9 protein-coding genes are annotated in these 14,203 nt (G+C 70.5%); 2 read left to right on the top strand and 7 right to left on the bottom strand.

The features are described from left to right. Positions 1–3: 3 nt before the first annotated feature. The 6 genes from ACQPWU_RS39975 to ACQPWU_RS39950 all read right to left on the bottom strand — a co-directional run bounded on the left by ACQPWU_RS39975 (position 4) and on the right by ACQPWU_RS39950 (position 10,342). Complete coding sequence (locus tag ACQPWU_RS39975; protein ID WP_433430869.1) at positions 4–1,965, bottom strand: acyclic terpene utilization AtuA family protein; 1,962 nt, start codon at positions 1,963–1,965, stop codon at positions 4–6. Next, positions 1,962–2,723 (bottom strand): enoyl-CoA hydratase-related protein, encoded by a 762-nt coding sequence (locus ACQPWU_RS39970; RefSeq protein WP_433430868.1) that lies wholly within the window; start codon positions 2,721–2,723, stop codon positions 1,962–1,964. The genes ACQPWU_RS39975 and ACQPWU_RS39970 overlap by 4 nt, the downstream gene beginning before the upstream one ends. Next, the gene (locus ACQPWU_RS39965; RefSeq protein WP_433430867.1) at positions 2,720–4,618 is read right to left on the bottom strand and encodes a biotin carboxylase N-terminal domain-containing protein; all 1,899 of its coding nucleotides are present in this window, start codon (positions 4,616–4,618) and stop codon (positions 2,720–2,722) included. Before ACQPWU_RS39965 ends, ACQPWU_RS39970 begins: the two co-directional genes overlap by 4 nt. Next, positions 4,615–6,237, bottom strand: a complete 1,623-nt coding sequence (locus ACQPWU_RS39960; protein ID WP_433430866.1) for an acyl-CoA carboxylase subunit beta — start codon at positions 6,235–6,237, stop codon at positions 4,615–4,617. Before ACQPWU_RS39960 ends, ACQPWU_RS39965 begins: the two co-directional genes overlap by 4 nt. Before the next feature lie 99 nt (positions 6,238–6,336). Next, positions 6,337–8,790 carry a protein kinase domain-containing protein gene (locus tag ACQPWU_RS39955; protein ID WP_433430865.1) on the bottom strand — a complete coding sequence of 818 codons (2,454 nt, stop codon included), beginning with the start codon at positions 8,788–8,790 and terminating at the stop codon, positions 6,337–6,339. A 157-nt stretch (positions 8,791–8,947) separates the two neighbouring features. Further along, positions 8,948–10,342 (bottom strand): FAD-binding oxidoreductase, encoded by a 1,395-nt coding sequence (locus tag ACQPWU_RS39950; RefSeq protein WP_433430864.1) that lies wholly within the window; start codon positions 10,340–10,342, stop codon positions 8,948–8,950. A 108-nt stretch (positions 10,343–10,450) separates the two neighbouring features. Between ACQPWU_RS39950 and ACQPWU_RS39945 the strand changes: the two genes are divergently transcribed. Beyond that, the gene (locus tag ACQPWU_RS39945) at positions 10,451–11,005 is read left to right on the top strand and encodes a hypothetical protein (protein WP_433430863.1); all 555 of its coding nucleotides are present in this window, start codon (positions 10,451–10,453) and stop codon (positions 11,003–11,005) included. Here the strand turns inward: ACQPWU_RS39945 and ACQPWU_RS39940 are convergent, their stop codons facing one another. Further along, on the bottom strand, positions 11,006–12,211 hold the full coding sequence (locus ACQPWU_RS39940; protein ID WP_433430862.1) for an aminotransferase class I/II-fold pyridoxal phosphate-dependent enzyme: 1,206 nt from the start codon (positions 12,209–12,211) through the stop codon (positions 11,006–11,008). A 249-nt stretch (positions 12,212–12,460) separates the two neighbouring features. Between ACQPWU_RS39940 and ctaD the strand changes: the two genes are divergently transcribed. After that, positions 12,461–14,173 carry an aa3-type cytochrome oxidase subunit I gene (ctaD, locus tag ACQPWU_RS39935; RefSeq protein ID WP_433430861.1) on the top strand — a complete coding sequence of 571 codons (1,713 nt, stop codon included), beginning with the start codon at positions 12,461–12,463 and terminating at the stop codon, positions 14,171–14,173. Positions 14,174–14,203: the final 30 nt, after the last annotated feature.

The following is a 14,203-nucleotide window of genomic DNA, read 5'->3' as shown; positions in this document are numbered from 1 at the left end:
CGATCAGCCTCGTAGGTGCGGGGGGATGTCGACCTCCCTCGCCCGCAACTCCTCGCCGAGCGCCTTCGCCTGGGGGTCCATCCTCGGGCTCGCCGCCACGCCCCGGCCGAGCAGGCCGTGGATGACGAAGTTGAGCGCCTTGATGTTGGGGAGCTCGTAGCGGTCGATGCGGTGGTGTTCGAGGGCCGGTAGGAGGCTTCTGAGATTGTCCGGGGTCAGGTGCGTCGCCAGCCAGTCGTACCGCTCTCGCGTGTCGGTCCAGACGCCCAGGTTGGCGTTCCCGCCCTTGTCCCCGGACCGCGCCCCGGCAATCCGCCCCAACGGCACCCGTACGGCACCTTGCTCGCCGGCCACGGCCGCCGAGCTGCGCCGTACCCCGGCCCACCCATCCGGCGCTGTGAGAGTGCCCAGCGCGTGGCCCGCGCCTCCACCCTCGGGTGCCTCGCCTGCCGCATGTGCGTCCTGCGTGGCCCTTGCGTCCTGCGTGGCCCTTGCGTCCTGTGCGGCGTCTGTCGCGCGTGCGTCGCCGGCCGCGCCCGGGTTGCTCGGCGTACGTCCTGCGCTCGCCGCCTCCGCCCCGGGTGCCGCGGTCGCCACCCTGGTCGCGTCCGATGTCCGCACGGCGGGTGCGTCGTCCCGTGCGTGCGCCGTGTCCGTTGTACGTCTCGCCGCTTGGTCGCCGGAGGCTGGGGCGGGCTGGGGCAGTTCCTTGCCGTTGAGGAAGATCCGTGGGTGGACCTCGGAGGCCGGGATGAGCACCGGCCAGTACACCCCGTACGGCGAGGCGTTGCCGGGCGGGGTGAGAGCGTAGAAGCCCGGGTAGCTGGCCAGGCCCGTCTCCACCACGGCGGAGGAGAAGGCGCGGCCCACCCGGCGTTCGTCGGCGTCCATGACGGTGATCCGCAGCAGGCCCGAGTCCGTCAGCGTCACGTCCACCTGGTCGAACGAGTCCCGGGGGATGCGGGCCCAGAGGGCCTCCTCCGCCGCCCGGGCCTTGGCCTCCATGTCCAGGCCCGTCAGGACGAGGGTCATCGTGTTCCGGTAGCCCGCCAGGTAGTTGACGGCCACCTTCAACGTGTCCGGCGGCGGCTCGCCGCGGGCACCCGAGACCAGGACGCGGTCGGGGCCGTCGGGGGCCAACGTGATCGTGTCGAACCGGGCGACCACGTCAGGGCCCAGGTAGCGCGGGCTCCCCAGCTCGTACACGAGCTGCGCCGTCACCGTGCCGACCGAGACCAGCCCCCCGGTGCCCGGGTGCTTGGTGATCACGGCGGAGCCGTCCGGGCGCAGCTCCGCGAGCGGGAATCCGCAGTGCGCCAGATCCGGTACGTCCTGGAAGAACGCGTAATTTCCGCCCGTCGCCTGGCAGCCGCATTCGATGAGGTGCCCTGCGACCACCGAGCCTGCCAGCGGGTCCAGGTCGCCGGGCCCCCACCCGTACCGCCAGATGCCCGGCCCCGTCACCAGGGCGGCGTCCGTCACGCGGCCGGTCACGACCACGTCCGCGCCCGCCGACAGGGCGGTGGCGATCGGGCGGCCGCCGAGGTAGGCGTTCGCGGTCAGAGGGGTGGCGTCCAACCGCTCGCCTGTGTCCGCGTTGGTCAGGTCCAGAGGGCGGCCGGTGAGGTCGTCGCCCGTGATGTGGGCGATCGTGGGGGAAAGGCCGAGGCGGCCGGCCAGGGCGTGGATGGCCTCGGCACAGCCGGCGGGGTCCAGGCCGCCCGCGTTTGTCACGATTTTTATGGATTTATCGAGGCAAGGGCCGAGCACATCCTCCAGCTGCCGGAGGAACGTCGGCGCGTATCCCGGGCGGCCCTTGAGGCGGTTCCCGGCCAGGATGAGCATGGTCAGCTCGGCCAGCCAGTCGCCGGTCAGAACGTCGATCGGCCCGCCTTCGACCATCTCACGGGCGGCCGACAGGCGGTCGCCGTAGAAGCCGCTGCAGTTCGCGATCCGGAGGGTCATCGCACGGCCCATTTGGGCGGGCGCTTCTCCCGGAACGCCGCGATGCCCTCCTGTCCCTCCTCCGAGGTGAACCGTTCGGCCGACAACTCGGTCATCCGCCGCAGCCCCTCCTCGAACGGCATCCCCGGCACCTCCCTGACCAACCGCTTCGTGATGGCCAGCGCCTCGGGCGCGCCCTGGATCAGCAGCTCCGCGTAGCGGGCGACCGTCGCGTCCAGCTCCTCCTCCGGTACGGCCCGCGAGATCAGCCCGATCTCCGCCGCGCGAGCGGCGTCGAACACCTCGCCGGTCAGGAAGTACTCGGCCGCCGCCCTCGGCTCGACCCTGCGCAGCACGGGCACCGAGATCATGGCGGGCACCACCCCGAGCCGTACCTCGGAGAACGCGAACGACGCCGTCAGCGGCGCGACCGCGAAGTCGCACGCCGTCACCAGCCCCAGGCCGCCCGCCCGCGCGGTGCCGTTGAGCCGGCAGATGACCGGCTTCGGGCTGTCCCAGATCAGCGTGAGGATCTCCGGGAACGACGCCGTCACCGGCGCGCCGGAGGCCTTCTGCTCCTTGATGTCCGCGCCCGAGCAGAACACCTTCCCCGTGCCGGTCAGCACGATCATCCTGGCCTCCGGCTCGGCCAGCGCCCAGTGCAGCCGGTCGGCCAGGTCGGCGAGGAGCCGTACGGACAGGGCGTTGCGGTTGGGCGGCGAGTCCAGCGTGATGGTCGCGACGCCCCTCGCCAGGTCCTTGTGCACCAGGCTCGTCATGAAGTCCCCTCCTGGATGATCGCCAGCACCGCGCCCGCTTCCACCTGCTGGCCCTTTTCGACGTGTACGCCGGACACCACTCCGTCGGAAGGCGCCGCGATCCGATGCTCCATCTTCATCGCCTCGAGCACCAGCACCGCCTGCCCCTTCACCACCCGCTCGCCGGGCTCCACCTCGACCCGCAGCACGCTGCCCGGCATGGGGGCGAGCAGGGAGCCGGGGGCGACGTGCTCCACGGGCTCGGGGAGGCGGGGGACCGGGGTCAGCTCGGCGCAGCCGCCGGCGTGGTCGACGTAGACCTTGCCGTCCTCGTCGTACTGGGCCACCTGGAAGGTCTGCCGGACGCCGCCGCTCTCCAGGACCACTTCGTACGGCTCCGCGCTGATCACGGCGACGCCATCGGGGAGCGGGTCGTAGACGACCTCGGCCTCCTCGAAGCGGGCGCGGCGGGGCTGGGAGCGTACGTTGCGCCAGCCGCCCGGAAGGCTCGGCAGCACCTTCGCCCGGCGGCGGTTGGCGGCGGCCATGGCGAGGGCGGCGGCCAGCACCGGCAGCTGCTCGTGCCCGGGAGCCGTCGTGTCCTGGGGATGTCCCGGGTGGGCGCCGTGCACGGGGCCGTCCGGGGAGAGGAAGCCGGTGTGGGTGTCGCCCGCCACAAACGCCGGATTCATCAGGATTTTCACCAATAAATCGCGATTGGTGGCAAGTCCGTGGAGCCTCGCCCGCCGCAGCGCCCCGACGAGCTTCCGCACCGCCTCGGCCCGCGACGACCCGTACCCGATGATTTTCGCCAGCATCGGGTCGTAGTACGGCGAGATCACCGACCCGGACTCCACCCCCGAATCCACCCGCACATCCCCCGGGACCTCGAACCGCCGCAACATCCCGCTCTGTGGCAGATAGTCCCCGTCCTCCGCATAAAGCCGCACCTCGACCGCATGCCCGGCAGGCGGGGGCGGCTCCGCCGGGAGCGGAGCCCCTTCGGCCACCTCGAGCTGCAGCCGTACGAGATCGACCCCGTAGACCAGCTCGGTGACCGGATGCTCGACCTGGAGCCGGGTGTTCATCTCCAGGAACGCCACCCGATCGCCCTTGACCAGGAACTCCACCGTCCCGGCCCCGACGTAGCCGATCTTCCGCGCCGCCCTGACCGCCGCCTCGCACAGGCGCTCCCGCAGCTCGGCCGTGATCCCGGGCGACGGGCACTCCTCGACGACCTTCTGGTGCCGCCGTTGCACGCTGCACTCCCGCTCGCCCAGCACCCACACGGTCCCGTGGCGGTCGGCCAGCACCTGCACCTCGACGTGCCGGGCCGCCTCCAGCAGCGGCTCCACGAACACGGTCCCGTCCCCGAACGCCGCCGCCGACTCCCTGCGCGCCGACTCGAGCTCGCGGTCGAACTCCCCGGCCTCGCGCACGATCCGCATGCCGCGCCCGCCCCCGCCCGCGGACGCCTTCACCAGCACCGGGAACTCCCCGGGGGCCTCCGGACCGAGCGAAGGAAGCACGGGCACCCCCGCCTCCGCCATCAGCCGCTTCGCCTCGATCTTGGACCCCATGGCGGCGATGGCCTCCGGCGGCGGGCCGACCCACACCAGCCCGGCCTCCAGCACGGCCCGTGCGAAGTCCGCGTTCTCGGACAGGAAGCCATAACCGGGATGTACGGCGTCCGCGCCGATGGCGCGGCAGGCGTCCAGGACGCGTCCGATGTCCAGGTACGTGTCGGCCGGGCGGGCGCCGGGCAGCCGTACCGCCAGATCGGCCTCGGCCACGTGCGGCGCGTCCGCGTCGGGGTCGGAGAAGACAGCGGCCGTGGAGATGCCGAGCGACCTGCACGTACGGAAGACGCGGCGGGCGATCTCGCCCCGGTTGGCGACCAGCAGACGAGTGATCACGGCCGGAACACCCCGAATCCCGCCGGCTCCGGCACCGGCGCGCTGTTGACCGCCGACAGGCACATGCCCAGCACGGTACGCGTGTCGCGCGGGTCGATGACCCCGTCGTCGTACAGGCGGCCCGACAGGAAGAACGGCAGCGACTCCGCCTCGATCTGGGCCTCCACCATCGCGCGCATCGCCGCGTCCGCCTCCTCGTCGTACACCTGACCCTTGGCCTGCGCCGACGCCCTGCCCACGATCGACAGCACCCCGGCGAGCTGCGCGGGCCCCATCACCGCAGACTTGGCGCTCGGCCAGCTGAACAGGAAGCGGGGCTCGTACGCGCGCCCGCACATGCCGTAGTTGCCCGCGCCGTACGAGGCGCCCATGACGATGGTGAGGTGGGGCACGGTCGAGTTGGACACGGCGTTGATCATCATGGCGCCGTGCTTGATGATGCCGCCCTGCTCGTAGTCCTTGCCGACCATGTAACCGGTCGTGTTCTGGAGGAACAGGAGCGGAGTGCGCGACTGGTTCGCGAGCTGGATGAACTGGGTGGCCTTCTGCGACTCCTCGCTGAACAGCACGCCGCGCGCGTTGGCCAGCACGCCCACCGGGTAGCCGTGGACACGTGCCCAGCCGGTCACGAGCGAGGCGCCGTACAGCGGCTTGAACTCCTCGAACTCGCTCCCGTCCACCACCCGCGCGATCACCTCGCGGGGGTCGAACGGCACCTTCAGGTCTTCGGGCACGATCCCCAGCAACTCGTCCACCGGGTATCTCGGCTCCCGCGCCGGCTGCGGGGTGACGCCCTTCTTCCGCCAGTTGAGGGAACGTACGATCTGCCGCCCGAGCCGCAGCGCGTCGTGCTCGTCCTCGGCCAGGTGGTCGGCCAGGCCGCTGATTCTGGCGTGCATCTCGGCGCCGCCCAGCGACTCGTCATCCGATTCCTCCCCGGTGGCCATCTTGACCAGCGGCGGGCCGCCCAGGAACACTTTTGCTCGTTCCCGCACCATCACCACGTAGTCGCTCATTCCGGGCACGTACGCGCCGCCTGCCGTGGAGTTCCCGAACACGAGCGCGACGGTCGGAACGCCCGCGGCCGACAGCCGGGTCAGGTCCCGAAATATCCGCCCACCCGGGATGAAGATCTCCTTCTGGCTCGGCAGATCCGCCCCGCCGCTCTCGACCAGGTTCACGTACGGAAGCCTGTTCTGCAGCGCGATGTCGGCCGCGCGCAGGGACTTCTTCAGCGTCCACGGATTGGACGCGCCGCCGCGGACCGTGGGGTCGTTGGCGGTGATCACGCACTCGACGCCCTCGATCACCCCGATCCCCGACACCATGCCGGCCCCCACGGGGAACTCGCTGCCCCAGGCGGCCAGCGGCGACAGCTCCAGGAAGGGGGAGTCGGGATCGACCAGCAGCTCGACGCGCTCCCTGGCCAGGAGCTTGCCGCGCCGGCGATGCCGCTCGACGTACTTCTCGCCGCCCCCGGCCACCGCCTTGGCGTGCTCGGCGTCGAGCTCGCTCAGCTTGGTGAGCATGGATTCGCGGCGACTGCGGTAGTCGGCGCTCTCGAGGTCGAGCCTGCTCCTGATCACGCGCTCACCCTCCCGCAGGTCCAGCAGCAACATCCCGAACCGCTCGCCGGCACGGAGGACCTGACGATCATGTCAACACGCTAACGCACGAAAGGGCCCGTACAAGGGGCCCTTTCGCGCGTATGTCGTCGGTCAGGTGCAGTGGCTCCAGCCGGACTTCCAGCTCTGCGTGCCCCAACCGCCGCCCCAGATCACGCACTGCTTTTTGGCGGGCAGGCGGAGCGGCCCGGCATAGGCGGTGAACTTCCCGGCGTTGCTCGTGCTGGAACCGCCCTTGACCTGCAGGACCGCGCTCATCGGAACCTTGCCGGTCCATATCAGGCGCGACATCGTGACCACACAGTTCTTACCCGCGCTCGCGTTGTAAAGCAGGTAGATCGTGGCGTTGGCGGCCAGTGAATGCGAGTCGATGACCTTGTAGCCTGAGCCGCATACGGCGGCCGGGTTGGCCGTGTTCGGCTTCGGCGCCACGGTGGGCTTGCTGGTGGGCTTGGTGGTCGGTTTGGGACCGGTGGACACGGTCGACGCGGGGTCGGAATCCGGCTTGCCCTCCTGATCCACGCTTTCAGGATCGACCAGGGTCGGCGACTTCGTCTTCTTCTTGGTCGGGGTTCGCTTGGGCTGCGGATGGGCCGTCGTGGGCTGGGAGCTGGGGACGTTGGTGACCGGGTTCGGGACCTGGGAGACCGGCTCCTGCGTGTGCGTCGGCTTCGTGGTCTTGGGGGTCTTCGAGGGCTGCTCGACGTCCAAGGTGGGTACCGGCGCCACGGTGCCGGTGGGGACCGCCGGGGGCGGGTTGTCCGTGGACGGGGGGTCGACGGGCTGGCCCGCGCCTGAGCCGTCGCCGTTGGTGTTGTTGGAGGAGTTGCCCACGGCCACCACCGGGACTTCCCGGCTGTTCGCCTGGACCACCACGGCGCCGACGACCACAAGGAGGGCGGCGGCCGCGGCTCCGGAGAGGGAGAGCATCAGGGTGCGGCGCTGCTTCGCGGGCGCGCCGTCACCGGGGCGCGTCGGGCCGGTGGGGCCGCCGGGCCTGCCTGGCCCGTTCGGCGTTCCTCCCTGCCCCTGGAAGGGGGGCTGGCCCTGAGGCATGCCAGGGCCGTGCGGTGGCATGCCGGACGCGGCGGCGCCCAGGTGGCCGCCGTGAGGGGCGCCCTGAGGCGGCTGCGGGGCTCCGTGGGGTGCCTGGGGGGCTCCGTGGGGCGCGGCTCCTGCCTGCGCCTGCGGGCCCTGGCCGGGCGGCGTACCTGGCATGGCGGGCTGGGGGCCGTTGCCGGGCATTCCCGCCTGAGGGCCGCCCGCCGGAGCGCTCCCCATGGGTGACGCCGCCTGCGCGGGGCCACCTTGGGAAGGACCGCCCTGCACGGGGCCGGCTTGGGAAGGACCGCCCTGCACGGGGCCGGCTTGGGAAGGACCGCGGGCCGGACCACCTAGCGCGGGCCCGCCCTGCACGGGGCCGCCTGCCACCGGCCCGCCCTGTGCGGGGCCGGACTGTGCGGGGCCGGACTGTGCGGGGCCGGACTGTGCGGGGCCGGACTGTGCGGGGCCGGACTGTGCGGCTGCGGCGGCGGGGCGGGCGAACGCGCCCGTCTGAGGCACGGGCTGCGGGCCCGTCTGGAGGGGGCCGCCCGCGGGAGCGCCCGGCTGGGTCCAGGGGCCGGGGTAGAGGTCCCCTCCCTGCTTGCCGCTCTCCGGGCCGCCCTGCCCACCGGCGGCGCCGGCGACGGAGGTGAGTTGCCGGCCCGTCACCGGCTCGATGGCGGACTTCGGGGCCGGCTGGCCGGTGAGGCGGACGATGAGCTCGTCCGCGCTGGGCCGCTGCGCCGGGTCCTTGGACAGGCAGGCGGCCACGAGCTCGGCCAGCACGCCCTCCATTCCCCCGAGCTGCGGCTCCTCGTTCAGGATCCGGTTCATCACCACGGGGATGGAGTCGGCGCCGAAGGCGGGCTTGCCCGTCGCCGCGAACACCATCGTGACGCCCCACGCGAACACGTCAGCCGCCTCCGACACGGCCGCACCGCTGAGCTGCTCGGGCGCCAGGTACGAGGGCGTGCCCATGGCCATCCCCGTGGCCGTGGCGCCGGGGGAGTCCAGGGCGCGGGCGATGCCGAAGTCGATCACGACGGGACCCTCGGGCCCCATGAGCACGTTGGCGGGCTTGAAGTCCCGGTGCAGGATCCCGGCGCGGTGGATGGCCGCGAGCGCCGTGGCGGTGCTGATCGCGAGCCGTTCGAGCGCCGCGCCCCGCCGGGGCCCCTCGTTGATGACCAGCTCGCGCAGCGACGGTCCCGGAACGTACTCACTCACGATGTAGGGCCGGCTGCCGTCCAGGTCCGCGTGGAGCACTGGAGCGGTGCAGAACCTGGCCACCCGCTGCGCCACCGCCACCTCACGCAGGAACCGGGTCCTGGCGTCGGCGTCGGCCACAAGCGCATGGTGTAGCAGCTTGACCGCGGCCTGTTCCCCGGACTCGCTTTTGCCCAGGTAGACAACGCCCTGACCGCCCTCGCCGAGCCGGGCGACGATGTCATACGTCCCCAGCCGCCGCGGATCGTCCGCCGCCAACGGCTGGAACTGATTCACGTCGGACCCCCATAACAACCCAGTGGATGTGGCAAGACGCTACCAGTGTGAAGGTTGGGGCGTCTGCCGGACCTGCCAGAAGTTTCATGTTTTGACGGAGAATGTCAGGCATTTGTTCGCCCTCCGTCGCAGGTCCTGTGCGCATACGCCTCGAAAGTCACGGGTTGGTCAAGGTGCCAGACGTGTCCGGCCAGATCGCCTTGCCCGGGTTGAGGAGGCCCAGGGGGTCGAAGACCGCCTTGATGCCCTGCTGGATCTCCGTGACCACCGGGCCGGACTCCAGCGCCAGCCAGCGCCTCTTGAGCAGCCCCACCCCGTGCTCCCCGGTCAGCGTGCCCCCGAGCTCCAGCGCGTGCGTGAAGATCTCGTCCGCCGCCGCCCACACCTCCGGGGGCGGCTCCACCATCCCGCGGTCGAAGATGAAGACCGGGTGCAGGTTCCCGTCACCGGCGTGCGCGACCGTGCAGATCTTCACGTCGTGCCGCGCGGCCGTCGCCTCGATGGCGCTGATCATGTCGGGCAGTACGGACCGCGGCACGCACACATCCTCCACCAGGCACGCACCGAGCCGCTCCTTGGCCTGGTACGCCAGCCGGCGCAGCGCGATCAGCTCCTCGGCCTCCTGCGGGCTGGAGGACACCGCCACGAACGAGGCGCCGTTCTCCACGCAGAGCCGCTCCATGTGCTCGACCGCGGCCTGGCTGTCCGTGGCGTCGGACTGGCCGATCAGCATGGCCTGCGTGGCGGGCTCCAGCCCGATGTTGCGCCAGTCGTCGAAGGCCTCCAGGGTGGCCCGGTCGAGCAGTTCCATGAGCGACGGCTGGCAGCCCGCCGCCATGATCGCCGAGACGGCCGCGCCCGCGTCACGGAGCGAGCCGAACTCGGCCGCGAACGTGGCCGGTGGCGCGGCGGGCGCCCGGCGCAGGCGCACGGTGGCCGCCGTGATGACGCCCAGTGTGCCCTCCGAGCCGACGAAAAGCCCGGTCAGGTCGTAGCCCGTGACGCCCTTCATCGTGCGGCGGCCGGTGTTCAGGATGCGGCCGTCGGCCAGCACGACCTCGAGGCCCAGTGCCGAGTCCCTGGTCACGCCGTACTTCACGCACCGCAGCCCGCCCGCGTTGGTGGCCAGGTTGCCGCCGATCGTGGAGATCTCGTACGACGACGGGTCGGGCGCGTACATGAGCCCGTGCTCCCTGGCGGCCTTGTCCAGGTCGGCGGTGATGACGCCGGGCTCGACGACGGCGATCTCGTCGGCGGGGGAGAGCTCCCTGATCGCCGTCATCTTGGCCAGCGACAGGATGACCGAACCGTCACCGGCGACCGAGGCGCCCGCCAGGCCGGTGCCCCCGCCGCGCGGCACGACCGGCACCCGATGCTCGGTGGCCCACTTCATCGTCGTCACCACGTCGTCGCGGGAGGCGGCCAGCACCACGCCGAGCGGCTTGCCGGGCTCCACGAACGTGCGGTCGCGGGCGTAGGAGTCGATCACGTCCGGGTCGGTCAGGACGCGGGCTTCGGGTAGCGAGTTCACCAAGGCGTCAATCGGTCTCACACCATGCACTCTAGGGGCAAATCACCGCTACCTCAGGGGCGGTACACCCGATGGTTTGCGCAGGTCGTGACTTAAGGCCAAACTGCCCGGGTGGATGTCAGGTGCCCGGTGTGTTCGGAGACTGACCAGATAGTCGCCGTCCCCGGAGCGGTCGCCGCGGGGACCACGTACAAGATCGGCAGAGTCAGGTTGCCCGGGGCGCGCGAGGTCGCGGACCTGCCCACCAGGGCGGCTCTCGGCGCGTCGAAGCACGTCATGAGCCGTACACAGCTCGCCGTCTGGCTGTCGTTCCCCAGCCGCCACTACACCCCGTGGGCCAGGAACCAGGGCTACATCCTGTTATGCGTGGCTGCCCTGGTGCACCTGGTCGTCTCGCTGGTCATCGCGATGGGCCAGGACCCCAAGTGGGGCGAGGTGCTGCTCGCCCCGTTCTGCCTGACGGGCCTGTTCTGGGGGCTGGGGCTGCTGAACGTGCTCGGCTCGTACGGCGCCCGCAAGCGCGACAACCTCGAGGCCCCGGCCAGGGAGAAGGCCCTGGCCGTCTGGGAGGGCCTCTGTTACTGCGCCCGCGACAACGTCGTGTTCGAGCCGGGGGTCGGCGTCTCGTTCCATCCGAGCGAGACGCGCGAGTACATCTTCGGCTTCAGGGGCAACGGCCGCTGATCAGCCCAGCTCCTCCGCCACCACGCGGGCGCAGACGGCCAGGCCCTCGATGGCCTGCTCCAGCTCCTCCAGCCCGGGGAAGGTGGGGGCGAGCCTGATCGTGCGGTTGGCGGAGTCCTTGCCGTACGGGTGCGTCGCGCCCGCCGGTGTCAGGGCGATGCCTGCGGCCTTGGCCTTGGCCACCACCTCGGCGGCGTGCGGCACCTCCAGGCTGATGAAGTAGCCGCCCTTGGGGCTCGTCCAGGTGCCGAGGTCGCCGAGCCGCTCGGTCAGCACCTTGTCGACCAGCTCGAACTTCGGCCCGATCAGCTCCGCGTGCCGCTTCATGTGCGCGGCCACGCCCGCCGGGTCACGCAGGAACTCGACGTGGCGGAGCTGGTTGATCTTGTCGGGGCCGATGGACTGCTTGTTCGTGTTGTACAGGAACCACTCGACGTTCGCGGGGGAGGAGCCGAAGAACGAAACGCCGGAGCCCGCCAGCGTCACCTTGGAGGTGGAGGCGTAGACGAACACGCGGTCGGCGTTGCCGTGCTCGGCGGCCAGCGCCGGCAGGTCGGCCAGCTCGTCCGGGGTGTCGGTGAGGTGGTGCACCGCGTAGGCGTTGTCCCAGAAGATCCGGAAATCGGGGGCGGCGGCCGGCATGGTGGCCAGCCTGCGCACCGTCTCGTCGCTGTAGGTGACGCCGGACGGGTTGCTGTACTTCGGCACGCACCAGATGCCCTTGACGCTCGCGTCACCGGCCACCAGGCGCTCGACCACGTCCATGTCGGGGCCGTCGGCGTTCATCGGGACGGGCACCATCTTGATCCCGAACCGCTCGGTGATCGTGAAGTGCCGGTCATATCCGGGTACGGGGCACAGGAACGTGACCTCCGGCTCCTCCACCCACCGCCGGGCGGCGCCCGGCACCGGGGTGAGCAGCGCGTGCACGATCGTGTCGTGCATCAGGGCCAGGCTGGAGTTGCCTCCGACGACGAGCTGGCCGGCAGGCACCTGGACCAGCGGCGCGAACAGCTCGCGCAGCTCGGCCAGGCCCTGCAGGTTGCCGTAGTTACGGCCGTCGGTCCCGTCGGCCGCCCGGTACGACGTGGGCAGCTTGAGCAGGTCGTTGGAGAGATCGAGCTGGCGCGGCGACGGCTTGCCCCTGGTGAGGTCGAGCGAGAGCCCTCGCTGGACGAGGGCGGAGTAGTCAGCCTGAGCAGTCACGAGATCTCCTCCGAAGTCGGTTTCGGCTATGAAGAATAGAAGACACCACCAGGTGAGCCGGTAAATATCCGCAATGTGGGACGCCAGGCGTGAGCCGCATGTTGCGAAGACCCGTCAAAGCTTCCGGGCGAAATGTTAAAGAACACCTTCCCGAGCGGCGCTGGTTGGCGTGCAATGGGTAGATCGGGGCAGTCCGGGCCGCCTCCGGCGGTCCGTCGCAGGTAGCACTCCGCGCAGGAGGGAGCAGCCGTGACGACTGTTCGAGAGACCTCGATCGAACAGGTCAGGCGCCGCCGCACCGGGACCGTCATCGCCTCCTGGATGTCGACGACCGACCACAAGGTCATCGGGTACCTCTATCTGATCACCTCGTTCGGGTTCTTCCTCGTGGCGGGCGTCATGGCCATGTTCATCAGGGCCGAGCTCGCCGCCCCCGGCATGCAGCTGGTCACTCAGCAGCAGTACAACCAGCTCTTCACCATTCACGGCACGGTGATGCTGCTGCTGTTCGCCACTCCGCTGTTCGCCGGGTTCGCCAACGTGGTCATGCCGCTGCAGATCGGCGCGCCGGACGTCGCCTTCCCGCGGCTGAACGCGGTGGCGTACTGGCTGTTCCTGTTCGGCGGGCTGATGGTGGTGGCGGGGTTCTTCACGCCGGGCGGGGCGGCCGACTTCGGCTGGTTCGCCTACACGCCGCTGTCGACGGCGATGTACTCGCCGCAGATCGGCGGAGACCTGTGGATCATGGGCCTGGCCCTGTCGGGTCTGGGCACGATCCTCGGCGCGGTCAACTTCATCACCACGATCATCGGCATGCGGGCGCCCGGGATGACGATGTTCAGGCTGCCGCTGTTCACCTGGAACGTGCTGCTGACCAGCATGCTCGTGCTGATGGCGTTCCCCGTGCTCGCGGCGGCGCTGCTCGTGCTGGAGTCGGACCGCAAGCTCGGCACCCACGTCTTCGAGTCGACCAACGGCGGCGCGATGTTGTGGCAGCACCTGTTCTGGTTCTTCGGCCATCCCGAGGTCTACATCATCGCGCTGCCGTTCTTCGGGATCATCTCCGAGGTGATCCCGGTGTTCAGCCGCAAGCCGCTCTTCGGCTATCTGGGGCTGGTCGGCGCGACCATCGCCATCGCCGGGCTGTCGATGACCGTGTGGGCGCACCACATGTTCGCGACGGGCCAGGTGCTGCTGCCGTTCTTCTCGTTCATGACGTTCCTCATCGCGGTGCCGACCGGGGTGAAGTTCTTCAACTGGATCGGCACGATGTGGCGGGGCCATCTGAGCTTCCAGACGCCGATGCTCTTCGCGGTCGGGTTCCTGGTGACGTTCCTGCTCGGCGGGCTCACCGGCGTCATCCTCGCCTCGCCGCCGCTCGACTTCCACATCAGCGACACCTACTTCGTGGTCGCCCACTTCCACTACGTCGTCTTCGGCACGGTCGTGTTCGCCATGTTCTCCGGCTTCTACTTCTGGTGGCCGAAGATGACCGGCAAAATGCTCGACGACCGGCTCGGCAAGGCGCACTTCTGGACGCTGTTCCTCGGCTTCCACACCACGTTCCTGGTGCAGCACTGGCTCGGCCAGCTGGGCATGCCCAGGCGGTACGCCGACTACGGCGTGAACGACGGATTCACGACGCTCAACCAGATCTCCTCCGTCGGGGCGTTCCTGCTCGGGGCCTCGACGCTGCCGTTCCTCTACAACGTCTGGAAGACGGCCAGGCACGCGCCCAAGGTCACGCTCGACGACCCGTGGGGCTACTGCAACTCCCTCGAATGGGCCACCACGTGCCCGCCGCCGCGCCACAACTTCCTCAGCATGCCCCCGATCCGCTCCGAGCGGCCCGCTTTCGACCTGCACTACCCCCGTGAGCAGGCCGAGCGGCCGCCCGTGGTCGAGCGCGAGGAGGCCGCCGAGGTCGAGCCGGCCAAGGCCCCAGAGGAAAACCCCGATTGATCATGAAATTTCGCCTATCTAGGGAGATCG

Source organism: Nonomuraea sp. CA-141351, assembly GCF_050944675.1.
GTDB lineage: Bacteria > Actinomycetota > Actinomycetes > Streptosporangiales > Streptosporangiaceae > Nonomuraea.
This window is presented reverse-complemented; position numbering and strand designations above follow the sequence as displayed.

Bases quoted from the DNA above. Each gene is read 5' to 3' on its own strand.
- ACQPWU_RS39975 (WP_433430869.1), bottom strand. From the start codon at position 1,965: ATGACCCTCCGGATCGCGAACTGCAGCGGCTTCTACGGCGACCGCCTG.
- ACQPWU_RS39970 (WP_433430868.1), bottom strand. From the start codon at position 2,723: ATGACGAGCCTGGTGCACAAGGACCTGGCGAGGGGCGTCGCGACCATC.
- ACQPWU_RS39960 (WP_433430866.1), bottom strand. From the start codon at position 6,237: ATGTTGCTGCTGGACCTGCGGGAGGGTGAGCGCGTGATCAGGAGCAGG.